The sequence below is a fragment of the Sphingobacteriales bacterium genome (assembly GCA_016699615.1).
In the GTDB taxonomy this organism is placed as follows: Bacteria; Bacteroidota; Bacteroidia; order Chitinophagales; family JADIYW01; genus JADJSS01.
Genome location: CP064984.1, coordinates 1,138,986 through 1,163,484, shown reverse-complemented (window position 1 = coordinate 1,163,484; position 24,499 = coordinate 1,138,986). Strand labels below are relative to the sequence as shown.

General features: G+C 30.9%; 18 protein-coding genes. 10 read left to right on the top strand and 8 right to left on the bottom strand.

The window, feature by feature from the left end; translation table 11 throughout:
- Positions 1–97: 97 nt before the first annotated feature.
- From IPK18_05425 to IPK18_05410, 4 genes are all read left to right on the top strand, one after another.
- Positions 98–1,546, top strand: coding sequence for a T9SS C-terminal target domain-containing protein (locus IPK18_05425; protein QQR98952.1), 1,449 nt, complete (start codon positions 98–100; stop codon positions 1,544–1,546).
- Between the two features lie 313 nt (positions 1,547–1,859).
- A complete protein-coding gene (locus IPK18_05420) occupies positions 1,860–5,003 on the top strand; it encodes a SusC/RagA family TonB-linked outer membrane protein (protein ID QQR98951.1) in 3,144 nt (1,047 codons plus the stop codon).
- Positions 5,004–5,014: 11 nt separating this feature from the next.
- Positions 5,015–6,421 (top strand): SusD/RagB family nutrient-binding outer membrane lipoprotein, encoded by a 1,407-nt coding sequence (locus IPK18_05415; protein ID QQR98950.1) that lies wholly within the window; start codon positions 5,015–5,017, stop codon positions 6,419–6,421.
- A gap of 103 nt (positions 6,422–6,524) precedes the next feature.
- Complete coding sequence (locus IPK18_05410; GenBank protein ID QQR98949.1) at positions 6,525–6,890, top strand: hypothetical protein; 366 nt, start codon at positions 6,525–6,527, stop codon at positions 6,888–6,890.
- A gap of 119 nt (positions 6,891–7,009) precedes the next feature.
- On the opposite strand, the gene IPK18_05405 is transcribed toward IPK18_05410, so the two are convergent.
- The 6 genes from IPK18_05405 to IPK18_05380 all read right to left on the bottom strand — a co-directional run bounded on the left by IPK18_05405 (position 7,010) and on the right by IPK18_05380 (position 16,136).
- Positions 7,010–7,606, bottom strand: coding sequence for a bifunctional phosphoribosyl-AMP cyclohydrolase/phosphoribosyl-ATP diphosphatase HisIE (locus tag IPK18_05405; GenBank protein ID QQR98948.1), 597 nt, complete (start codon positions 7,604–7,606; stop codon positions 7,010–7,012).
- A 37-nt stretch (positions 7,607–7,643) separates the two neighbouring features.
- Positions 7,644–8,297: an alpha/beta hydrolase gene (locus IPK18_05400; protein QQR98947.1), complete on the bottom strand. Its 654-nt coding sequence runs from the start codon at positions 8,295–8,297 to the stop codon at positions 7,644–7,646.
- Positions 8,297–10,420 (bottom strand): nitrite/sulfite reductase, encoded by a 2,124-nt coding sequence (locus IPK18_05395; protein QQR98946.1) that lies wholly within the window; start codon positions 10,418–10,420, stop codon positions 8,297–8,299. The genes IPK18_05400 and IPK18_05395 overlap by 1 nt, the downstream gene beginning before the upstream one ends.
- A 90-nt stretch (positions 10,421–10,510) precedes the next feature.
- Positions 10,511–12,562 carry a polyphosphate kinase 1 gene (gene ppk1 / locus IPK18_05390; GenBank protein QQR98945.1) on the bottom strand — a complete coding sequence of 684 codons (2,052 nt, stop codon included), beginning with the start codon at positions 12,560–12,562 and terminating at the stop codon, positions 10,511–10,513.
- 16 nt (positions 12,563–12,578) lie between these two features.
- The gene (locus IPK18_05385) at positions 12,579–14,282 is read right to left on the bottom strand and encodes an AarF/ABC1/UbiB kinase family protein (protein QQR98944.1); all 1,704 of its coding nucleotides are present in this window, start codon (positions 14,280–14,282) and stop codon (positions 12,579–12,581) included.
- Positions 14,283–14,438: 156 nt separating this feature from the next.
- On the bottom strand, positions 14,439–16,136 hold the full coding sequence (locus IPK18_05380) for a PorP/SprF family type IX secretion system membrane protein (protein QQR98943.1): 1,698 nt from the start codon (positions 16,134–16,136) through the stop codon (positions 14,439–14,441).
- 156 nt (positions 16,137–16,292) lie between these two features.
- Here IPK18_05380 and IPK18_05375 point away from each other — a divergent pair, with 156 nt between their 5' ends.
- The gene (locus tag IPK18_05375) at positions 16,293–17,897 is read left to right on the top strand and encodes a peptide chain release factor 3 (protein ID QQR98942.1); all 1,605 of its coding nucleotides are present in this window, start codon (positions 16,293–16,295) and stop codon (positions 17,895–17,897) included.
- Between the two features lies 1 nt (position 17,898).
- The gene (locus IPK18_05370; protein ID QQR98941.1) at positions 17,899–18,330 is read left to right on the top strand and encodes a PaaI family thioesterase; all 432 of its coding nucleotides are present in this window, start codon (positions 17,899–17,901) and stop codon (positions 18,328–18,330) included.
- A 266-nt stretch (positions 18,331–18,596) separates the two neighbouring features.
- Here the strand turns inward: IPK18_05370 and IPK18_05365 are convergent, their stop codons facing one another.
- The gene (locus IPK18_05365) at positions 18,597–19,343 is read right to left on the bottom strand and encodes a glycoside hydrolase family 25 protein (protein QQR99302.1); all 747 of its coding nucleotides are present in this window, start codon (positions 19,341–19,343) and stop codon (positions 18,597–18,599) included.
- 99 nt (positions 19,344–19,442) lie between these two features.
- Between IPK18_05365 and IPK18_05360 the strand changes: the two genes are divergently transcribed.
- From IPK18_05360 to IPK18_05345, 4 genes are all read left to right on the top strand, one after another.
- Positions 19,443–21,188, top strand: coding sequence for an ABC transporter ATP-binding protein (locus IPK18_05360; GenBank protein ID QQR98940.1), 1,746 nt, complete (start codon positions 19,443–19,445; stop codon positions 21,186–21,188).
- A gap of 27 nt (positions 21,189–21,215) precedes the next feature.
- Complete coding sequence (locus tag IPK18_05355; GenBank protein QQR98939.1) at positions 21,216–21,407, top strand: hypothetical protein; 192 nt, start codon at positions 21,216–21,218, stop codon at positions 21,405–21,407.
- A gap of 52 nt (positions 21,408–21,459) precedes the next feature.
- Complete coding sequence (gene metF, locus IPK18_05350) at positions 21,460–22,416, top strand: methylenetetrahydrofolate reductase [NAD(P)H] (protein ID QQR98938.1); 957 nt, start codon at positions 21,460–21,462, stop codon at positions 22,414–22,416.
- Positions 22,417–22,529: 113 nt separating this feature from the next.
- On the top strand, positions 22,530–23,990 hold the full coding sequence (locus IPK18_05345; GenBank protein QQR98937.1) for an NAD(P)/FAD-dependent oxidoreductase: 1,461 nt from the start codon (positions 22,530–22,532) through the stop codon (positions 23,988–23,990).
- A 32-nt stretch (positions 23,991–24,022) separates the two neighbouring features.
- On the opposite strand, the gene IPK18_05340 is transcribed toward IPK18_05345, so the two are convergent.
- Positions 24,023–24,493 (bottom strand): hypothetical protein, encoded by a 471-nt coding sequence (locus tag IPK18_05340; GenBank protein QQR98936.1) that lies wholly within the window; start codon positions 24,491–24,493, stop codon positions 24,023–24,025.
- Positions 24,494–24,499: the final 6 nt, after the last annotated feature.

Sequence of the window (24,499 nt, the reverse complement as noted above, 5' to 3'; positions counted from 1 at the left end):
GAAAAGGCTAAAGCATGATTAGAGTTATAAAATAAGTATTAGAGAATAAAAAAGCACAAAAAACTAATACGAAACTTAATCATTTAAAAATTCAAGTATGACACATCAAAAAAACAACAAAAAACAAATTACATCAGCAAAAATATTTGTAGCAATATTATGTATTGCCACAATCTTCTCATCATGCAAAAAAGAAATTAATTATGATGATGAAGATACATTACCACCATTTCAACGTCCAGTTGTAGAACTATCTGGCAATATAACAGGAAATAGATTTTTAGATAAAGATACCGTATATCGTTTAAATGGTGTAGTAAACGTAGGTATAGATGCAAATGTAAACAACACAACACCAGAAGCAACAGGCATCTTAACAATAGAAGCAGGAACTGTAATTATTGGAAAAAAAGGAACAACAGGCACAGCAAATCCAGGCACATTATTAATACACAGAGGAAGTAAAATCTATGCAATAGGTACATCAAGTAATCCAATTATTTTTACATCAGCAGAAGTAACAAAAGCACCAGGCGATTGGGGCGGATTAGTAATATGTGGAAAAGCTAAAAACAACCAACCAGGTGGTGTAGCAGAATTAGAAGGTAGCTATGGTGCATTTCATGGCGGCAATGATGATAACGATACATCAGGTATTTTAAGCTATGTAAGATTAGAGTATGCAGGGTTTCCTATCTTACAAGATAAAGAAATTAATACTTTAACATTAGGTTCAGTTGGTAGAGGTACTCAAATAGATCATATTCAAGCAAGCTTTGGAAATGATGATGCTTTTGAATGGTTTGGAGGCACAGTAAATTGCTCACATTTAATTGCATTCTCAACAACTGACGATGATTTTGATTGCGATTTTGGCTATACAGGAAATGTACAATTTGCTGTTGCATTCAGAAACTCAGGATTAGCAGATGCACTTTCTGGCTCAAATGGGTTTGAAGTAGACAATGATGGAACAGGCACATCAAACACACCAATTACAGCACCAACATTTTCTAATGTATCTATATTTGGTCCAAAAAATGATTCTACAACAACAATAGATGCAAACTTTAGAAGAGCAATGCATTTAAGAAGAAGCAACAAAATTAAAATCTACAATTCATTTTTCACAGGTTATCCTCAAGGTCTAGTTATTGATGGTGCAGTTACCAAAACTAATGCAGAAAATGGAGATTTAGTAATTAAAAATTCTGTCTTATCATTATTAGACAATTGGACAGCATATCTACCATACAAATCAGACCAATCAGGGTTCAATGTTTCTACATGGTTTAATGATGCCGCCAAAAACAATAGCACAGTAGCTAATGTTACAGCAGCTGGATTTACACCTGCAAATTTATACAACAATACAAATCCAAATTTTTTACCTAATACAGGCTCAGTATTATTAAGTGGAGCAAGCTTTATAGGCTTACCTTCATTTTTTACTACTGTAACTTACAAAGGTGCATTCAATAGTACAGATGATTGGACAATCGGTTGGACAAATTTCAACCCAGCAACAACAGAATATGTAAGATAAAAATATATCATTTTATACAAATAATATAAAATGATTAATCTGTGTGTGATGAACGTCGAAGCTTGCTTCGACGTTTTTTTATTAGCAGAAACATTGTTCTAAAAATATAAATATTATAAGCAAAGGCGATAAATATTCTTAAATGACAAATATTAATCGACTATTTTAATAGGAAATGTGTTAAAACTCCACTATAAATGGCTATTTAGCACAAAAAAAATGTGAAATAATTTTTTTTTTAATAAATATTAACTACGTTTGCCCAGTAAAGTATTATTTTATTAAGATTAATTAACAAAACAGACACTTATTTATGAAGAAAGCATTAGCATTATGGATACTTGGCTTAATAGTTACAGCACAAGTATTTGCACAAAATCGTACCTTGAGTGGGACGGTCACAGATGCTGCAACTGGCGAGGCACTTATTGGTGTAAACGTTACAGGAAAAGGCACTGCATCAGGTACTGTTACAGACATTGATGGTAAGTACACATTAGAACTACCAAAAGAAGTAACAGCATTAACATTTTCTTATATTGGTTATACAACCATTGAGAAGCCAATTACGTCTCTAGTAATAAACGTAGCAATGGCAGCTGATCAACAAATAATTGACGAAGTAGTTGTAACTGCAGTAGCAATTGAGAAAGAAAAGAAGTCAATAGGTTATTCAGCTACAACAGTTAATAGCGATAAACTTAATATGGTTAAAGAGACAAATTTACTTAATGCATTGGCAGCTAAAACTCCAGGGGTAAATATTACTTCTCAATCTGGTTCAATTGGATCTGGGTCTAAAATCACAATTAGAGGTGTTGGTTCTTTGTCTGGAGGTACTCCACTGATGGTAATTGATGGTACGCCTGTCTCTAATCTAGGAAGTACTGCAACTAGAAATCAAATTATAGGTGGTGGGGTAGACCAAGGTAACAAGTTTGCAGAGATTAACCCTGATGATATAGAGTCAATGACAATTTTAAAAGGTGGAGCAGCAACAGCATTATATGGATCACAAGCAGCAAATGGAGTTATCATAATTACAACAAAAAGAGGTAAAGTATCAAAATCTAAAGTACCTTCAATTAATATTGGAGTTTCAGTGTTTAGAGAGAATCCATTAAAATTACCAACTTATCAAAACGAGTATGCACAAGGTAATTATGGAATATATAACGAAAGACTAATGAATGGTTGGGGACCTAAGATTAGTGCGGTGCAAGATCAGAACTTTTTATATTTTACTGGCGATTCTGTAAAGTTAAAAGCATATAATAATAATGTAAGTGATTTCTTTCAAAATGGATTAAGCGTTATTTCTAATTTCTCAATTAGTAACGCAGATGAGAAAACGGATTATAGATTTGCATATAGTAATTTAACACAAAGAGGAATTCTGCCTGAATCAAAATTAGGAAGACATACATTTACAATCAACGCAGGTAGAAAAATAAATGAGTACTTAGAATCTAGAGTTTCAGCATCATTGGTTACTAATACTACTACAGGTAGAACTAGACAAGGGTCTAATAATGAAAGTATTCTACCTTCAATTGTTCTTGGTATGCCAAGAACAATAAACATGTCAGATTTAGCAAATAATTTATACGATACATTAGGAAATGTATTAGGTATGGATGGATATAGACAAAGACAGGTAAATAACCCATATTGGGTAGCACAAAACAATCCTGTTTCTGATAAAAGTTTTAGATTTTTTGGAACAGGTGAGGTGATTATTAAACCAATCAGTTGGTATAGCTTTACAACAAGAGTAGGTGTAGATTATATTTCTGAAAATAGAATGGCAATAACTAGAAAAAATACGCTTAGAATGTTAAATGGCGCATATTCAACTACAGATATTGTACAATCACAGTTAAACTCAGATTTGATAAGTACATTCCATAAAAAATGGAAAAATATATCTTTAACTTACCTTACAGGTTTAAACATTAGAAATTCTTCAAGAAGGATTGTAGATATAGCCGCACAAGACTTAGTAGCAGATGAATTGTATACATATGCAAATGCTAAAACTGTTGTAACTACAGAAGATAAACTAAAAACAAGACTAATTGGATTGTATCATAACTTAAATATTGGTCTTTGGGATGCATTCTATATTGATGGTAGTTTTAGAACAGACTTTAATTCAACATTACCAAAAGACAATAGAATATATCATTATTTTGGTGTTAGTGGAAGTTTTCTACCATTATCTCTAATAAAAAATTGGAATGATAAATGGCTAAGCTATATTAAACTAAGAGGTTCTTATGCTCAAGTTGGTTCTTCTTATGCAGCATATTTAACTAACTTTACTTACAATCCTGTTAGTTCTGTCTATGGTCAATTTGCAACAAGCATAACTATGCCTTATGGCAGTTTAGTTGGTTTTGAATCTACAGGATCATATCCTGACCCAAATCTTAAACCTTCAAGACAAAATGACTGGGAAGTAGGAGGAGAGTTTAATTTCTTTAGAAATAGATTGAGAGTAGATTATACATACTATCAAAAAATAAGTAAAGATAATATTATAGCTTTACCAATAAGTGCATCAACAGGTTTCACATCAAAAATTATCAATGCAGGTTCTGTTTCTAATAAGGGACATGAATTACTGGTATCTGCAACAGTGTATGAGTCAAAGAACAAAGATTACGCAGTAGATTTATATATGAATTTTACTAAAAATCATCAGAAATTAGAGAAATTATATCCAGGATTAAAAGATTATATACTAACATCAGGATTCTCTGGTTTTCAGATTAAAGCGGAAGAAGGACAAACTTTCGGATTATATGGAACTGCATATCTAAGAGATAGCTCTTCGGGTAAATATATTATCAATCCTTCAAATGGATTAAGACAAACTGCTGGAAGCCCTAAGAGATTTGGAGATATATATCCAGATTGGAATATGGGCGTAGGTGCTGATATATATATAAAAGGATTAACATTAAGTGTATTATTTGATTTTAGAAAAGGTGGAGTGATGTATAGTGGCACTACTTCGGCTCTGAGAACAAGTGGACTTGCAGCTGAAACTGCGATAAACAGAGAAGGTTCTTTTATAGATGATGGAGTATTATTAAATGGAGATGGTACTACAAGACCAAATGATGTTCCTGTTGCTAGTATTGAAGATTTTTGGAAAAACAATTATGCTACAAGTTTAACAGAGGCAAATGTATTTGATGCATCTTTTATAAAACTTAGACAAATTGCAATTAGCTATGCACTTCCTAGTAAATTCTTTGAAAATAGTAAATCAATTAAAGGATTTAGTATAGGAATATCAGGTAGAAATTTAGCATTGTTAAAATCACATGTTCCACACGTTGATCCTGAGACAAACGTATTTGGGACTAGTTTAATAGGTGAAGGATATGAGTTCTTAAATTCACCATCAACAAGATCATACGGATTTAATATTAACCTTAAATTTTAAAAATAATAGATATGAATAAAATTAAATTATTATACATTATACTGTTATTATCTATTGTAACATCATGTAGAAAAGGTTACTTAGATATAAATACAGACCCAGATGCTGCAACCAAAACGGAACCTGAGTATCTTTTAAATTTTTCAGCAGCAGCATTTGCAAATGAAAGAATGGCTGAAATATATGGCACGAGACTTTATACTCAAACTTGGTTGGGAGGAGAATATAATGCTTGGGATGATGAATTCTTTACAGTAAGTCCATTTACTACAAATAATTTTTGGTCTATTACCTATGGAGATGTAATAAGTAATGCAAATCAAGCACGAGAGCAGGCTTTAATCAAATTTTCAGAGCCAGATAACGCTGTTGCACAAGTTGATGTATGGAAGGCGTATGTATTCTATAGTGTATCAATGTTGTGGGAAGATGTGCCATTTACAGAAGTTGGTCAAATCAATACGATTGTTGCACCAAAGTATGATGACCAACAAGTTGTATTAAATGGTGTTTTGTCATTATTAGATGATGCCATAGATAAATTTAATACAGGAAACAATCAAAAAATTAATGACCCATGGTTTTCTGGAGACATTTCTAAATGGAAAAAATTAGCACGTTCATTAAAATTAAAAGTGTTAATGACTATGGTTGATGCAGATCCAACTAAAGCATCAGAAATTGGAGATTTAATTTCAGATGGCGGATTTATGACATCAAATAGTGATAATTGGAGTTTCAATTTTATCAATGAATCAGGAAAGAAAAACCCTATTTGGATGATTGTTGAGAAATATTATGGTAGTGATCAAGAATGTTGGTTAGCATCTAATGTCGTATTAGATTTATTACAATCAAACAATGACCCAAGAATTGAACAATTTTATGAATTAGGCCCAGATGCAACCGACTATCTAGGTATAGATCCGTATGAGTCAAATACAGCATATATTAGTGAATGTTCAAGAGTAAGTACAAATATCGTTAATGGTGCATACCCAGATTATATGATGACCTATGCAGAGCAAGAGCTTTTAATTGCTGAAGCAATTACTAGAGGTTTTGCATCAGGTGATGCAGCATCTAATTTTGCTAGCGGTGTTAGTGCTTCAATGGATCATTATGGTGTGTCTGGTGTTGATGCATCTACCTATATTACTAACCTTGATTTTGCTTCAGCAAGTACTAGTGATGCTTTAGTATTAATTTATCATGAACAATATTTAGATCTATTTGATAGAGCTTTAGAACCTTGGACTCAATGGAGAAGAACAGAATATCCAGCCTTAACACTTCCTGAATATGCAGAGATAAGTGATATTATTAGAAGATTGTCTTATTCACCAACTGAACAAGCTGCAAATGCGAATGCGAAAGCTAATAAGCCATTAGACACTAAAATGTGGTTTGATTTATAAAAAATTTAAAATATATAATATGAAAAAATTAAGTATATTAATGTTATTATTTACTCTCGTATTTACAATGTCTTGTGAGGATGAGAGTTTGGGAAACGTTGATATGGGTCAGAATTATGGACCTTACATACACTTTTCCAATAGTGCCACAGAAACAGTTACAGCTGGAGGTACATTTAAAGCAGTAAATGTGACAATTTACTCACCTCAATGGGAAGACTTTACTGTAAATTATGAATTAGCAGGTAGCTACCCACAGACTGGTTCATTTACAGTAGAAAAAGGCAAAAGATCAGATACTTTGAGATTGACAGTACCAGCTAATTATGATATTACAGAATTAGTTACTGATACTTTGTTTTTAAGATCTGCAACAAATGGAGTTATTATAGGAAGACAAAATATTGCTTCTGCTAATATTGTTAAGAAAGCTATTAGAATTAGTGCAGCAGTAGCTCCAACTATTTAATACTCCTTTAACTTTATATTATAAAAAACCCAACACATAGTGTTGGGTTTTTTGTTTTACTTAAAGTTTAGTTAGGTTTCTTTTATAAATTTTTCGATGTAACTATATAAGAAATGATTTTATTTGTTGTGACGTGCTTTCAATACTGTTACAATATCTTGCAATGTGAAGTCTTTTGCTGCAAGCAGAATTAAATAATGATAGAGCAAATCGGCTGCTTCATTTTTAAATAAATCAGCGTTATTGTCTTTTGCTTCAATCACCAATTCTACAGCCTCTTCTCCTACTTTTTGAGCTATTTTATTAATTCCTTTCTTGAATAGACTACTTGTATATGAACTTTCATTGGGCTCATTTTTTCTATTCTGAATGATGCTTTCTAATTCATATAAGAATGAGAATTGTTCTTTGTTTTCTTCATTCCAACAGGTGTCTGTTCCTGTATGACATGTTGCACCAATTGGATTTGCTTTTACTAAAATAGTATCATTGTCGCAATCTTGCTTCATAGAAATAAGTTCTAAATAATGCCCACTTTCTTCTCCTTTAGTCCATAATCTATTTTTAGATCTTGAGAAGAATGTTACTTTTTTTAGTTCTAATGTTTTTTGATAGGCTGCCTCATTCATAAAACCAAGCATTAGCACAGTTCCTGTATGTGCGTCTTGTACAATTGCTGGAACTAGCCCATTTAATTTATTAAAATCAATTTGCATAATACAAAGATATTATATTCTTATGTCAAATTTCTTATTACTTTGCTAGATAATAATTAATTAGTCTATTGATTTCTTCTGCTCTTAGTACATGCATTTCATGTGATCCGTTGAAAACAGGAATTGCATTTCTGATGTTTCTATATGGAAACATTTTGTCATTAGTACCATGAATGTGAATGATATCCTTTCTATAATCATTAGTTCCATTCCATTTTATGATTGCATTTACTGCCCAATATAAAAATTTTGGCTTGTTTGCTTTTGCCATATCAACCACAGTTTTCCTGAGTTGTGTGTTGTTTCTAATTTCTGGAAAAAATGTAGAACCAATTTCTATACTTTTTATAAAACCATAGCCAGGTAGTAGTTTATGAGCATTTGTGTATCTCATATGCGTGAGTTTTGCAGGCATCTCATCTCTTGATTTTACGGTTGAAAGTAAAATAATCTTTTGTGGCACTACATATTTAATTAGTTCCATTGTAATAATGCCACCCATTGAGTGTGCAATGATATTAAAAGGTTCATTTTGGTTTATTAAAGGTACAAATTTTTGTGCATAGCTATTCATTGTATCCTTTGACTCGTGCTTAGGAAACGGCAAATAAACAGCATTCTCTATTGCTTCGTACTGTGGTAAAAATGCTCTATAATCTGAGGCTATTCCAGAAATAAAATAGTTTGTCATTATGCTTTGTAAGCACTCTCAACTACTAATTTATCTGCATTCATCGTATTTTCACGATATTGAATTATTGCATCAAAAAATTCTTTGAATTTATTATAATATATAGTAGCAAATGTTTCTTCTGGTTCATTTTTGTTGATAGATAATACTAAATTTTCGAACCCACCATCAATATCTATAATACTTGTTTCAACAATATGTGTATCAAAATCTTGTAAGATTTTAATTTGTGTATTACATTCAACATCTTTGCTTAGAAGCATTGCTTTTGCTGCAATGACAAACCCAGTGTATGAATAATATATTGCTTCTGGAAATTGATTATTATTTAAAGCATCACTTGCTTCTGTTAATTTATTTTGTGCGTCTTTGATGATTACTCCAATCATATCATATGCTACACCAGCACATTCGCCAACGCCTACTTCTGGTGTAAAATACTCATCATGTCCATAATCAAAATAATCATCGTCTACAAATTTTGTAGTATCTGCAATTGGTTTCAATAATGTATAGAAATAATTTTTACCTTGTCTTTTGTAGTAATCATTATAATATTCTTCTTTTGTTGCATTATTTTCATAATCATCCAAGATAGTTCTTAATGCATCAGGCATTTTTTTAGTTGGTAGTTTTACAACTTTATCGCCAATACTTCCAACACCATTTCTGTCTACACCACCACCTAAAATGATTTGCATTGCTGGTGCAACTTTATCACCAACTCTAATAGAACTTCCGTGTAGTCCAATATTTGCTGCCATATGCTGTCCGCAGGCATTCATACAACCACTCATTTTTATATGTATGTCTTTATCAAATATTAAGTCATAATATTCATCTTGTATGACATCTTCTAATATTCTAGCTAATGTCATACTATTTGTTACGCCTAGATTACATGTATCAGTGCCTGGACAAGTTGTAATGTCTGCTATAGTACCGAAGCCTATATTTGCTAAGCCTAATTTGTCTAACTCGGTGAACATATATGGTAATGCTTCTGTTCTAACAAATTTAACAAGCATGCCTTGGTTCATAGTTATACGCATATCTTGTGATGCATAAGAATCTACTAATGCAGCTAAAGCTCTTGCTGTATCTGGCTTAATATCTCCATTGGTAACTTTAAGATAGATACCATGGTATCCTTTTTGTTTTTGCTCAAACGTATTTGCCTTTAACCAATCTTGGTATTTCTTTTCATCTTCAATAGTTACATCAGGAATTGCTACTGCATCAGCAGGTTTTGCTTCTGGTAGAATATTGTGATTAATTGGATATACTTTTATTTTGTTTGCTGTAAATTCTTCATCTACTAGCTGCATCCATTTTTCTAATCCTAAATCTTTGATTAGGTATTTCATTCTTGCTTTATGTCTGCGTTGGCGTTCGCCATATCTATCAAACACTCTTAATCCTGCTTCTAAAAATGGAATTATTTTTTCTTCTTCTAAAAATTCATATGCTGTTTGTGCTAAGAATGATTGTGCACCTAAGCCACCACCAACTACAATCTTAAAGCCACGTTTGCCATCTTGTATTTTTGGTATAAAACCAAAATCGTGGATGTAAGTGAATGCTGTGTCTTGTTCTGTTGCTGAGAATGCAATTTTTACTTTTCTTCCCATGTCTTGACAGATTGGGTTTCTTAGTAATACCGAAAATGCTTCGTAAGTATGAGCTGATACATCAAATGGTTCGTTCGGATCTATACCTGCTGTAGCTGATGCTGTGATATTTCTAACTGTATTGCCACAAGCTTCTCTACCTGTTAGTCCACAATCTTCTAAGCCTACCCAAATTGATGGCGCATCTTTTACTTTTACATAGTGTAATTGAATATCTTGTCTCGTTGTAAGATGTAAATTTGCTGATGCATATGCTTCTGATAGATTTGCAACTCTAATTAATTGATTTGGTGTAATTCTTCCCATAGGAATTTTTATTCTAAACATTTGTACACCTAATTGTCTTTGACCATATACGCCTCTTGTAAGCCTAAAATGTTTGAATTTATCTTCTGGAATTGCACCATCTAAAAAATCTTGAATTTTATTTTGTAATTCAAAAATATCTTTTGTTGCTGCAGCAGATATGTTTTTAGTTATAGTTAAGCTCATTATATTTTATCATTTTATATTTAAAAATATATTACATATGTGTTATCTACAAATATACTGTAATTATTTATACCTAGTATAAATAAATTATTAGGATTTTCTATTTGATTTTAGCAAATTAAGAATGTCGTATTGGCTTCTGACAGGTGAAAGGTCGTTTATTTTGAAGCTATTATTTTGATTTATTGAGAAAACTCTTGCTTTGGTATTGTCGTTCCATTGTAATTCCATTATACCTTGTAATGTTTTTTGATTTTTTTTATCAGTAACTGGTGTAACGACTTCTATCCTATAATCTAAGTTTCTTGCCATTAAGTCTGCTGAGCCAATATAGTATTCTGCTTGGTTGTCATTATGAAATATAAAGACTCTAGTATGTTCTAAAAATCTATCTACAATGCTTATGGCTTCTATGTTTTCGCTATATTTTGGCATTTGTGGTATTAGTGAACATATGCCTCTGGCTATGATTCTAATTTTTACGCCTGCATTGCTTGCTTGATATAGTTTTTGTATCATTTCTTCATCAACTAAGCTGTTGAGTTTTATGAATATTGATGCTTCTTTTCCATGCTTTGCATGTTTTATTTCTCTATTGATAAGTGAAACAAGTTTCATTCTGAGATTGAACGGTGCGACAAGTAGTGAGTTTAGTTTTGGTACTATATAGTTTTTATCAAAGAACGTAAAAATGCTTCTAACTTCTTTGGTTAGTGTTTGATTTGCTGTGAGTAGCATTGCATCTGTGTACACTTTCGCAGTTTTTTCATGAAGGTTTCCTGTGCCAATACTTGCGTAATATATTTTTAATCCTTTTTCTCTTCTCGTTATTAAACATAGTTTGGAATGTACTTTGAGTCCAGCAATTCCTGTAATTACTTTTACGCCTTCTTTTCTGAGTGTATTTGCCCATTCTATATTTGCTTCTTCATCAAATCTTGCTCTTAATTCTATAAAAACAGTTACATCTTTTCCATTTTTGATTGCTGTAAGTAGTGATTTGATGACATTTGAATTGCTTGATACACGATATAATGTACATCTAATATGTGATACATTTGGGTCAATTGCGGCTTCTCTAATTAAGTCTAAAAAATAATCGAATGAGTGATATGGAAAGTAGAGCAAGATGTCTTTCTGTTTCATCTTGTCTAGTATGCTATTGCTGTATTTTAAGTCTGGATGTTCTATGTTTGCTATATTTTCGTATAATAGTTTATCTATATTTAGATTAGGAAACTTAATAAAGTCTTTAAAATTGTGATAACGAACGCCAGCAACAACATGTGCTTCTTTATCTAAGTCTAGTTTTTTGATTAAGAAATTTAAAAAGTCTTTTGGCATTTGTGCGTCATGAATAAATCTAAGTGCTTCACCTTTTTTTCTTTTTTCTAAACTTAATTCTACTGCTTCTAAAAAACTTATAGCAACATCGTTGTCAATATCTAGTTCAGCATCGCGTGTAAATTTGATGGTGTACGCTTCGATGGTATCTGCATCAAAAATTTTATAGATAGATTGTAAGTTGTATCGAATAACATCATCTAAAAACATGATGTCTTTTCTATCATCTTTTGATGGTAATACAATAAATCTTGAAACTACATTTGTTGGTACTTCGAGTATAGAATATATTTTTTTCTTATTTTTTTTTATATTTAATCTTACTGCAAGATAGATTGATGAATCTTGCAATGTTGGGAATGGTTGTTCGTCATTGATAATTATTGGAAAAATTTCAAGTCTTACATGGTCGTGAAAATAATTTGTAATAAACTTTCCTTGCTCTTTGCTTAGCTGAGTTTCATTTAAAATAAATATATTTTGTTGGCTTAGGTCTTTGAGAATTTGATAGTATGCTTTATCAAATCTTTTTTGTAGAAGTGTAATTTTTTGTTGCAATTCTTCTAATAGTTTTGCTGGATTGAAGTTTAAATTTTTTTTAGATTGTTTTTGAAAATCTACCATTCTGTTGATGGTCGCAATTCGCACTCTAAAAAATTCATCTAGGTTGTTTGAAAAAATACCTAAAAACTTTAATCTTTCAATTAAAGGAACGCTATCTGATTCGGCTTCTTGTAAGACTCTTTCATTAAAAGATAACCATGAAATATCTCTATTAATTATATTTGTCTTATGCATCAATATATTATTTGTATTAAGATTTAATTGCAATTATTGTTCCAATTAAAAATAATGGTACATAAGCAAACCATTCTAATCCTGCTGCAGCCATAATACTGCCACCAATAATACAACAACTACCAAAAATCATATGTTTTATTCCGTCAGAACCAGTTTTTGCTTTCTTCTCTACTAATTTGTTTTCATATCTTTTTATGGATTCTGCAATGAGCATTGGTGCTTTCATGATGATATCCATGATTTCTGGTGCATTTTGCAATTGGTGTTTTAATAGCTCAACTGGATTTACTTCAACCAATAACATCTTTCTTATATGTTTTTTTGATACTTTTTGAATGTCAAAACCTGGAAGAATAACATTGCCAACACCTTCGTAGGTAATAATTGCTTTAACCATTAGTACTAGCTCCAATGGATAGTATAATCTATATTTTGCTCCTAAAATAACTGATTCCATAATTAATCTTGCTAAAGAGAAATCTTTAAAATTTGGTGCTTTCAGCCATTTGTCGCCAACTATAATAAATTCTTTTCTAAAGCCTTCAATGTCGCTATGTTTATCGGTTTTTGCAAGCATGGTAAGGTATCTTGCTGCACTTTCTGGGTCGCCCATTACTAAACTATTGAAATAATATAACATTGTTTTTCTTGTGGCTTCTTCAAATCTACCAACCATTCCAAGGTCAATAAATCCACATTTCGGTCCATTTTCTCCATCAAGTATTATTAAGTTGCCTGGATGCAAATCTGCATGAAAAAATCCATCGTGGTATAGCATTTGTATAATTGCATATGCGCCAATGTCTACTATCTTTTCTCTTTCTTCTTCATTGTATTTCTCATAGGCTTTGTGGTCTGGCTTCATTCCTTTTATGAAATCCATGATAACCATATTTCTATTAGAATATTCTCTGTAAATGCTAGGAAATACGATATCTGGTTGCTTGATGAAATTATTTGCAAAGAGTTCTGCATGATCTGCTTCTAATCTAAAATCTACTTCTTTGTTTGTATAGTCACAAAATTCTGTGAACATATTTTTGGGTTGCAGATGTGGTACAAACCAATTTAATACGCTACCAATAAAAATAATAATTTTACTATCTGTTTGTATTAATTCTCTTGTCCCAGGTTTTAAAAGCTTAATTACGACATCTTCTCCAGTTCTTAGCGTAGCTCTATGTGTTTGTGCAATAGATGCAGAACCAAGTGGAGTTGTGCCAATATCAGAAAATACTCTATGAATTGGTTGTTGGATGTTTTCTTCTACTAGCTCTACAAATCGTTCGTATTTTACGGCTGGTAATGTATCTAATAATTTTTTTAATTCGTCTGTAATATCTTTAGGTAACACATCTTCCCTTAAACTCATTATTTGACCTAGTTTTATATAAGTAGCACCTAACATTTCAAGTCTTCTTCTTAGTTGAACTTTAAATGGTTGTCTGATTAGTTTCTTTTTTAAGAATATCCAATGCAACCAAAGGAATAATCTGAGGAAAATATCTTTCGAAATACTAAATTTTGCTTTGGTTTCTGATCTATGTCTAAGATAGGCAAACCCACCACCTAAGCATAGTCCAATTATATGCCTTTGTGTTGTAAAGAATCTTAAGATTAATGATTGTGGTTTCTGTTCAATGTATTCTTCATAAACTCTTTCTTCTTGATCTAATCCGAAAAAATTAGTTGTTGCATCTGAAGTGTTTGCATTCATAGATAATTAAGTATAAATTTTTATGAAGTTAGTAAAAGCTAATTAAAAAATGAAATTTTTATATTTTTTTCAATTTTGAAAAGTCATATAAAAAAAAGCATCGAATTAATCGATGCTTTTTTTATTAGTATGGCAGATTATTTTATATAATTTATATTAATCTTTGCTGATTTGTATATATTTAATTTCTACTTTTCTTTGCATGCATGCATCTTTACTGTAAACTGAGTTTTTGATATCATTTAATCTATCACTCAATCCTTGTGGTGCATTTGTTTTTCCAAGTGGTAAGAATTCAAATACAAGCTGATTGTTATCTATGTATTTTTTAATGCTACCATTGTCTATACTATAGAAATAATTTTTTACACTTTCAATTCTACGTTTAGCTAAGTTTAGATTGTATTGCGCATTAGCTAATGGCGATGTGTATCCTAAGAATTGTAATTTTACACTCTTTCCAGCATCTAATGCTTCTTTAAGCACATCATGTATTTTCTCTAGTTTTTCAAACTCTGATGTTACTGTATTGAATATTTCATTTGCACCTAGTTGTCCAATATTATCTACATAATATGGTTTTTTGCCTAAGTATGCATCATATAAGTCTTTGTAGTTATCTGATGTCGTTTCTGATAATGATTTTGGATTTGGTCTATCATTATCAAAATATGCCACAGCTGGCAATAATTTTGCTAACTCATCATTCCATTCTGCCAATTGTGGGTCACAAGGAGATTCTGCATTAACATTAATATTATTTGCTGGTGCTACAGTATCTGTTTTAGTTACATATATTGTATCTGTTAATATTTCTAATTCTTTGATTCTAATAGTATCTATTTTTTTCTTCTTCTTATCTGCACTTTCGCCCCATTCGTACACTAATGCAATTTCAAATGCACCTACTGTATTTGTAGCTTTTCTAAATGATGATACATTCACATCATAACTTGCACCTATTCTTAAGTCATCATATAAAACAGAAACATAAGCTATTGCAGCATCATTATCTTGGATTCTATATCCAGCTCCAAATCCTAATCCGAAATTCTTTCCTTTTTGATTTTCTTTAAACCTTACTTCTGCAATTGCATTGGCAAGTATATTATTTGCTTTGTTTTGGAAATTATAAAATACACCTGGTTGTAAATTCCAATTATCTTTCTTGCCTATTCCTATCTGTGCTTTTGCATAAGCACTATATCTTGCTGGCAATTTAGACTCAGAGAAATATAAGAAATTCTGATTTGGCTCATGGAGATTGCTTGCTGTTCCACCTAAATCTAATGAAGATTTCTCTCCCATTTTAGTTGTGAAGTTTAAGCCAACAGTAAAATTTGGATAGGTTGCATTGTTGTTTGAGAATACTTCACCAGTTCCAGCATTTGGATCATATCCAGAACCAACAATATATTGATTGTCAAATGTTAGTCTGTTGTAGTTTAACGATTTGATAGTAATGCCAGATGTAATACCAATATTTATTAATTGTTTTCCACTATTGAAGAATTTACCAACAGCAAGTGTAAGATTTGGATTAAACGTACTTAAAACACCATCTCCAGCTCTATCATACAAAAAGCTAACGCCACCACCAATTCTCCAGCCTTTTTCCCATTGTTTAAATTTTCTATCATAAGATGCATGAGTTGTAGAAAATGGAACAGGTGCCGTTCTCCACTGGTCTCTATATATTCCAGCAATCCTATTGTCTTTCTTCGCAAAACCTGCATTTGCAGGATTCAAATAAATTGGATTGTATTGTATTTGGCTAAAGTGTGGGTCTTGAGCTTTAATAGTCTGAACACACATCAAACCAATTACAAACAATAATGCAAATCTTATCTTCATAACAAAATTTTCTATAAAACACAAAGATACAATTAAATTGATATTTGATGCACCAATTAATATTATAAAAAAAATATTTTTTTATATTCTTTAAGAAAAACAGCAAGAAATGTTTAAACTTTAGGTAATTTCATTATATATATATTTGCGTCTTGTATGTCGATAGAAAGTGAATTAAATAAAAGAAGAACATTTGCCATCATTTCTCACCCTGATGCAGGTAAAACAACACTTACTGAAAAGTTCTTGTTATATGGTGGTGCTATCCAAACGGCAGGTGCTGTAAAATCCAATAAAATAAAAAAATCAGCAACATCTGATTTCATGGAAATTGAGAAACAAAGAGGAATTTCGGTTGCAACATCTGTAATGAGTTTTGAGTATCAGAATACGTTAGTTAACTTATTGGATACGCCAGGTCACAAAGATTTTGCTGAAGATACTTATAGAACACTTACTGCTGTTGATAGTGTGATTTTAGTAGTAGATTGTGTAAAAGGTGTGGAAATACAAACTGAAAAATTAATGGAAGTATGCAGCATGAGAAAAACACCTGTAATTGTATTCATTAATAAATTAGATAGAGATGGTAAAGATCCTTTTGATTTACTAGATGAACTAGAGCAAAAGCTAAAAATAAGAGTAAGACCATTATCTTGGCCAATTGGTGGTGGGAAACTATTTAAAGGAGTTTATAATATATTTGATAAAAATTTAAACTTATTTAGAGCTTCAGGTACTTCTGTTGAAGAAGAATATGTATCTATAAATGATATAGCTGATGGTGAGCTTGATACACAGATTGGAGAAAAAGAAGCTAATAAACTTAGAGAAGATGTAGAATTGATTGATGGCGTATATGAACCATTTGATGTGCACCAATATTTGGAAGGAAATGTAGCTCCAGTATTTTTTGGCTCTGCTGTAAATAATTTTGGTGTTAGAGAATTATTAGAAGCATTCATAAGAATTTCTCCAATACCAAGATCAAGAAATACAGAAAGCAGAATTATACAACCAACAGAACCGAAGTTTACAGGATTTATTTTTAAAATACATGCAAATATTGACCCAAACCATAGAAGTAGAATAGCATTTTTGCGTGTATGTTCTGGAAAATTTGAACGTAATAAATTTTATTATCATACGCGTTCAGATAAAAATATGAGATTTAGCAATCCTGTTACATTTATGGCATCAGATAAGAGTATAGTAGAAGATGCATATGCTGGTGATGTAATTGGATTGAATGATACTGGAAATTTTAAGATTGGCGACACACTTTCTGAAGGCGAAAAAATTGTTTTTAAAGGTATTCCAAGTTTCTCTCCAGAAATTTTTAAAGAGTTGGTGAATACAGACCCGATGAAAACCAAACAACTAGAGAAAGGCATCTTACAATTAATGGAAGAAGGTGTTGCACAGCTGTTTACTACACATCAAACTAATGCAAAAATAATAGGCACTGTTGGTGATTTGCAATTTGAAGTAATACAATACAGACTATTACACGAATATGGAGCAAGTTGTACTTTTAAGCCAATGCAATATTATAAAGCATTTTGGATTACTGCAGATGATGCACAAGAAATAAAAAATTTTATTAGAACAAAATCAAACTACATAGCATTTGATATAGACCAACAACCTGTATTTTTGGCAAGTAGTGAATGGATATATAAACTAACACAACAAGATTATCCGAAAATTACATTCCATACAACATCTGAATTTAGTAAAGATGAAGTGATAAATCAATAATATGAACGAAAGAGTTACACTACTTAGGCATTCTATAGGAAATAATATTTGGCAAGAAAAATATCCAATAATAAAGATGCTAAACGGACAAGTGCTAGAAGTAAATGAAGGCAATGTCAAATTTAGTTTTCTTGTAGATAAAAATATGCTCAACCCAAATGGTATTTTGCATGGTGGTATTATGGCAACTATGCTAGACGAATTAATGGGTTGTGCGGCTTGGACAATGAATAAACCGCATTTATTTGCTACAATCAATTTGCAAGTAGATTATCTAACAGCAGCAAAAATAGGCGAGACACTCATAGGCGAAGGTATTGTTCTAAAGCCAGGAAATACAATAATGCATACAGAAGCTAAGCTATACAACAGTGAAAACAGAATGATTGCAAAGGCTGTAAGTAACTTGGTAAGAATGCCAGAAAAAAAATAAGGCAATCCATTGCAGACTGCCTAAATTAAACTACTAACTATTTTGGGTAAAAAATGTTTTACAATTATAGATAAATATACGCTAAATTTCTATTCTTTATTGAATGTATTATAACATGATTAAATGGGTTTTTATTCAAAAATAAACTTATAAATTATTCAAAATCAATATTTTAATAAAATTTATAATCGTAAAAAACGTGACATATTAATACGTTTTTTTTTGACATTGCTCAATATTTGTATATACATATTATGTAAATATTACTACTTTTTTATCCTAAACTCTGATAATTCATCAACATTTCCATAGAAAATATTAAAATCAGTAGGATGTAAAATGCCATTTACAGTACCATTGTCGTTATGTTGCCAAAAATGCCACTTTCTATTTATTCTTGGTCTTAATGGTTGCTTATAATGTGCTACCCAAAGTGGATATTCATCAAAATCATCTCCAAGATAATCATCGTAAAATGCAACATTGGTATAAATAATAGGTTTTATTTTATAATGGTTTTCAATCAAATTCAGCCAAATCTTACACTTCTCCTGAATTTGAGCAGTGCTAAAACCCTTTGTTTCTTCAATATCTAGAACAGGTGCCAAATCTCCATTTTCAAGTTGTACATTTTTTACAAAAAAATCTGCTTGCTTAGTTGCATTATTGCGCATATCAAAGTAATGATAAACACCTCTAATTACACCAGCTTTTTTTGATGATTTCCAATTTCTCTTATACTGTTTATCTACCAAATAGGTGCCTTGTGTTGCCTTCATAAAAACAAAAGAAACTTTGGCATTTCTATCTCTCATTTCTGCTACACTATTCCAATCAATATTCGCCTGATATTTAGATACATCAATACCATGTATTTCATATCCTGCAGGAATACGTATTCCAAAATTTGGATACCTGATGGGCAAATGTAATTCATAATATAATTTATATAATAAAAATGAAATCGGAATTAATAATAGAATGAGTAAATAATATTTCTTCACTTTTAAAATAAAACTTGATTGGAGTCCAAAATATGTAAAATAAAATTATTTTAGACTTAATAAGATTGAATTTCAGAAATATTAGCACTAAATATGTAGTTTTGTTGCGTGAATACGCTGTTACTATACTTAAAAAAACATAAATCATTAGTTGTACTTACATTTATTTTGGCTACAATTAATCAAGGATTTGCATTATTAGATCCAATATTATTAGGTAAAATAATCGACAATTATGCTACAAAAACAGATGAATATACTCAAGTAGAATTCATAAAAGGTGCTGGTGTACTTTTTCTATGCTTAATAGGTGTAGCCATGGTAAGTAGAATTGCTAAAGCATTTCAAGATTACACAACTAATCTAATTATTCAAAAAGTTGGCACCAATATATATACTGATGGATTGGAACATGCTATGAATCTTCCATATCAAGCATTTGAAGACCAAAGAAGTGGAGAGACTTTAAATATTCTACAAAGAGTAAAAACAGACATCGAACGATTTGTACTCAACTTTATGAATGTTGTCTATTTTGCAATCGTAGGTATTGTATTTGTAATTATATATTCATTACAAATTTATCCATTAATAATTTTAGTATATTTTGTGGCTTCGTTTGTTTTAGTTACAGTAATAAATATATTATCTAAAAAAATAAAAAAAGTACAAACCAACATTGTACAACAAACCAATAGGCTAGCTGGCGCAACCACAGAAAGTTTGAGAAACATAGAATTGATAAAAAGTTTAGGACTTACAGAACAAGAAATTAATAGACTAAACCGTACCACACAAGATATATTAGAATTAGAACTTACAAAGGTAAAGCAACTTAGAAGTATTGCATTCATTCAAGGTACAATAGTAAATTTTCTAAGACAGGCAATTTTATTTACACTATTATATTTAATTTTTAAAGACTATCTAACAGTTGGAAAATTAATGACTTTACAGTTTTTCTCTTTCTTTATTTTTAATCCATTACAAGAAATGGGAAATGTGATTTTGAGCTATAGAGAAACACAAGCATCATTAAGTAATTTTACAAATTTACTTTCTAAGCCAATAGAATCATCGCCAGAAGTACCAGTAGTAATTGATAATATAGAAAACTTAGAATTCAGAAATGTATCATTCAAACATCAAAGTGCAACATATTTTGCTTTAGAGAATATAAATTTCACTATTCAAAAAGGAAATACATTTGCATTCGTTGGTCCATCTGGTTCAGGAAAAAGTACATTGGTAAAACTATTAGTAGGATTATATCAAACAGAATTTGGAGAAATACTTTACAACAATGTAGATAGTAATCATATTCATAAAGATAATATTAGAAAACAAATCAGCTTTGTAAGCCAAGATACACAGCTATTTGCAGGTACCATCAGACAAAATATGTTGTTTGTAAATCCAAGTGCTACCTTAGAAGAAATGAATGAAGCATTAAGTCAGGCATCGTGCAATAGTATTTTATCACGTAGTGAAGAAGGTATAGATACAATAATTGGAGAAGGTGGAATGAAATTATCTGGTGGCGAAAAACAAAGATTGTCTATTGCAAGAGCATTACTCAGAAAGCCAAATATCTTAGTATTTGATGAAGCAACATCAGCATTAGATTCATTAACTGAAGAAGCAATAACGCAAACAATACAACAAATATCCAATCAAAAAAATCGCATTGTAATACTTATTGCACATAGACTATCAACCATTATGCATGCACAAAAGATATTTGTTCTAGAAAAAGGTAAAATAGTTGAAGATGGGAACCATGCTAAATTGATAGAAGAAAAAGGATTGTACTATGCCATGTGGCGACAACAAATAGGCGAAAGAAAATTATAATAATTTATTCTTTATCTTTGTAGTATTATGCTAAAAGTCCTTAAATATATCATCATATTTCTATTAGGATATAAAATAATTAAAGAAATATTTGGTACAAAAAAACAAAAAGAAGTACCTAAAGAAACACCACAACGAAATAACAACCAAACACAAGAAAACACCAATAATCATATTTTTGATGATGCTGAAGATATTGATTATGAAGAACTCAAATAATTATTATATCATTTAGTTGCATTTTTATATCTTTGCTGATTATTTTTTAGCAATGAAGATTACAGAAATATTAGAAAACAATAAAGGACATAACTTAGTATCATTTGAAATTTTACCACCATTAAAAGGTAAAAGCATAGAATCTATTACAAAAGTACTAGATCCTTTGATGGAATTTAAACCACCATTTATTGATGTAACTTACCACAGAGAAGAGTTTGAATACAAACAAAATCCTGAAGGATATTTCGAAAAAATAGCAGTTAGAAAAAGACCAGGCACAGTTGGTATATGCGCAGCAATAAAGTATAGATACAATGTAGAAGCTGTTCCTCATTTTTTATGTGGAGGATTTAGCAAAGAAGAAACAGAAAATGCATTGATAGACTTAGGTTTCTTAGGAATTGAAAATATATTAGCATTACGTGGTGATGCCAGAAAACTTGAGAAAAAATTTGTTCCAGAACCAGACGGACACGCATTTGCAGTAGATTTGGTAGAGCAAATCAATCATATGAATAATGGGTCTTACTTAGATGAAGATTTAATCAATCCAGTAAAAACAGATTTTTGTATTGGTGTTGCTGGTTATCCAGAAAAACATTTTGAAGCAGCCAATTACGAACAAGATTTACAATACTTAAAGAAAAAAATAGACGCTGGCGCAGACTACATTGTAACACAAATGTTTTTTGACAATGAAGCCTATTTTAAGTTTGTAAATGATTGTAGAAAAATAGATATTAATGTACCAATCATTCCAGGTATAAAACCAATCACACGTTTAGGACAACTCAATTCTATACCATCTGCCTTTTATATAGATTTGCCAGATGATTTAGTAAGAGAAGCAAAAAAATGTAAAGATGATGCTGATGTAAAAGAATTAGGAATAGAATGGTGTATACAACAAAGCAAAGCACTTATTGAGTTTGGCGTACCATGCCTACATTTTTATACTATGGGCGATGTAAAAACGATATCGAGAATTTGCCAAGCTACAGTATAATTTTATACTTTCTTCTTAAATAGAATATTTTAGTTATTAAGTAATTTTTTTTTACAATTGCTAAGTGTATTTCAAATATAGAGTAGTATTTTTATTACATAAAATTACGCTATATGAAAAATAACGCTTCACATTTTGATGTCATTATAATGGGCGCAGGCTTGTCAGGAATTGGTGCAGCATGCCATCTACAAAAAAACTGTCCAAAAAAATCATACGCTATTTTAGAAGCCAGATCATCAATGGGTGGCACTTGGGATTTGTTTAAATATCCAGGCATTCGCTCAGATTCAGATATGTACACATTAGGCTATAATTTCAAACCATGGACTAATCCAAAATCTATTGCAGATGGACCAGATATTCTAAATTATATTAAAGAAACAGCAGAAGAAAATAATGTAACATCAAACATTCATTATGATACAAAAGTTATAGAAGCACATTGGGACAGCAATGAAAACCTTTGGACGATAATATGCGAAAATTCAAAAACAAAAAAGACAGTCACCTACACATGCAATTATATTCATTCTTGCATGGGTTATTATAAATACGACCATGGATTTACGCCAGAGTTTAAAGGCAGAGAAAAATTCAAAGGCAAAATCATTCATCCACAATTGTGGCCAGAAGATTTAGACTATAAAGACAAAGAAGTTGTAGTTATTGGTAGTGGTGCCACAGCAGTTACCTTAGTACCAGCAATGGCAGACAAAGTAAAACACATTACTATGTTGCAGCGTTCGCCAACATATGTAGTAAGTGTACCAAATAGAAGTTTGTTTCCAAAAAAAATGAACGAACTACTACCACCAGATATAATGTACAATATAAACAGGACTGCACATTTGGGCATTACAGTAATTCAATATGCATTGAGTAGAAATCAACCAGAAATGATGAAAAACTTTTTCATTAAAAATGCAAAAAAACAATTACCATCAGATTATGATATACAAAAGCACTTTACACCAAATTACAATCCTTGGGACGAAAGACTATGTGCAGTACCAAATGGTGATTTGTTTAAAGCAATTAAAAAAGGCAAAGCAAGCGTAGTTACAGACCAAATTGACACGTTTACCAAAGATGGAATATTACTAAAATCAGGAAAAGAATTAAAAGCAGATATCATTATTACAGCAACAGGTTTGGAGCTACAACTGATTGGAGGCATAAAAGCATTTGTAGATGGCAAACAGTATAATCCAAAAGAAGCAATTGTGTACAAAGGCATGATGATAAAAGACATACCTAATTTTGTATTTGTATTTGGCTATACAAACGCATCTTGGACCTTGAGAGCAGATTTAGTATCTACCTATTTTTGTAGATTAATAAATGAAACAGAAAAATCTGGAAAGAAAATATTTGTAACTAAAAGTGATAGAAAATTAGAAACTAGACCAATGTTTGATTTCCAACCAGGATATATAAAACGAGCAATGGAAGCAGGAATTCTACCAAGCCAAGGTAAAAAAGAACCATGGCTAGTAAAACAAAATTACATTCTTGAAGCAATAGATATGAATTTTGGCTCAGTTAAAGATAGCTATATGAAATTCTATTAAATTAAGTTATAAAATATATTTTAATATAATCTTTACTTACTTGTATTAGATTTGATTTCAAAATTACTATTTAGGTGATATTTCCAATCATTTGTAAATTCTAAATAGAATTTACCATCAGTAGTTGTAAGTACCATTCCTTCAACACTCGCACGATAAAATGCTTCCCAGTTTTCTATAAAGTCAATAGTCTTTATTTTAATAATTGGATCATTCCAATCAAGCCAAGTAAAAAGAAATCCAGAATTTGATAAATCACTATTCTTTAAAAAATTAGTTATTTCAGCATTATTATCAATATAATCAAAATAAAACTGATGATGATTTTTTGTGTTATTCCAATCAATTACCGAATGGTCAAAATCCCAATATGTTCCAATAGTAGATATACCTAATTCAGATAAAAATTGATTAAATCCACCATTCTTACCATCAATTCCAGTTGATTCAATATAGCTTATATATTGATGTAAGAAATGTTTTTTATTATTAAAAATTGACATTGAAAA

Excerpts from the sequence above, each read along its gene's own strand:
- ppk1 (QQR98945.1), bottom strand. The coding sequence starts at position 12,562 with ATGCATAAGACAAATATAATTAATAGAGATATTTCATGGTTATCTTTT.
- IPK18_05380 (QQR98943.1), bottom strand. The coding sequence starts at position 16,136 with ATGAAGATAAGATTTGCATTATTGTTTGTAATTGGTTTGATGTGTGTT.
- IPK18_05415 (QQR98950.1), top strand. The coding sequence starts at position 5,015 with ATGAATAAAATTAAATTATTATACATTATACTGTTATTATCTATTGTA.
- IPK18_05385 (QQR98944.1), bottom strand. The coding sequence starts at position 14,282 with ATGAATGCAAACACTTCAGATGCAACAACTAATTTTTTCGGATTAGAT.
- IPK18_05405 (QQR98948.1), bottom strand. The coding sequence starts at position 7,606 with ATGCAAATTGATTTTAATAAATTAAATGGGCTAGTTCCAGCAATTGTA.
- IPK18_05340 (QQR98936.1), bottom strand. The coding sequence starts at position 24,493 with ATGTCAATTTTTAATAATAAAAAACATTTCTTACATCAATATATAAGC.
- IPK18_05355 (QQR98939.1), top strand. The coding sequence starts at position 21,216 with ATGCTAAAAGTCCTTAAATATATCATCATATTTCTATTAGGATATAAA.
- IPK18_05410 (QQR98949.1), top strand. The coding sequence starts at position 6,525 with ATGGGTCAGAATTATGGACCTTACATACACTTTTCCAATAGTGCCACA.
- IPK18_05345 (QQR98937.1), top strand. The coding sequence starts at position 22,530 with ATGAAAAATAACGCTTCACATTTTGATGTCATTATAATGGGCGCAGGC.
- IPK18_05400 (QQR98947.1), bottom strand. The coding sequence starts at position 8,297 with ATGACAAACTATTTTATTTCTGGAATAGCCTCAGATTATAGAGCATTT.
- IPK18_05395 (QQR98946.1), bottom strand. The coding sequence starts at position 10,420 with ATGAGCTTAACTATAACTAAAAACATATCTGCTGCAGCAACAAAAGAT.
- metF (QQR98938.1), top strand. The coding sequence starts at position 21,460 with ATGAAGATTACAGAAATATTAGAAAACAATAAAGGACATAACTTAGTA.
- IPK18_05375 (QQR98942.1), top strand. The coding sequence starts at position 16,293 with ATGTCGATAGAAAGTGAATTAAATAAAAGAAGAACATTTGCCATCATT.
- IPK18_05370 (QQR98941.1), top strand. The coding sequence starts at position 17,899 with ATGAACGAAAGAGTTACACTACTTAGGCATTCTATAGGAAATAATATT.
- IPK18_05420 (QQR98951.1), top strand. The coding sequence starts at position 1,860 with ATGAAGAAAGCATTAGCATTATGGATACTTGGCTTAATAGTTACAGCA.
- IPK18_05425 (QQR98952.1), top strand. The coding sequence starts at position 98 with ATGACACATCAAAAAAACAACAAAAAACAAATTACATCAGCAAAAATA.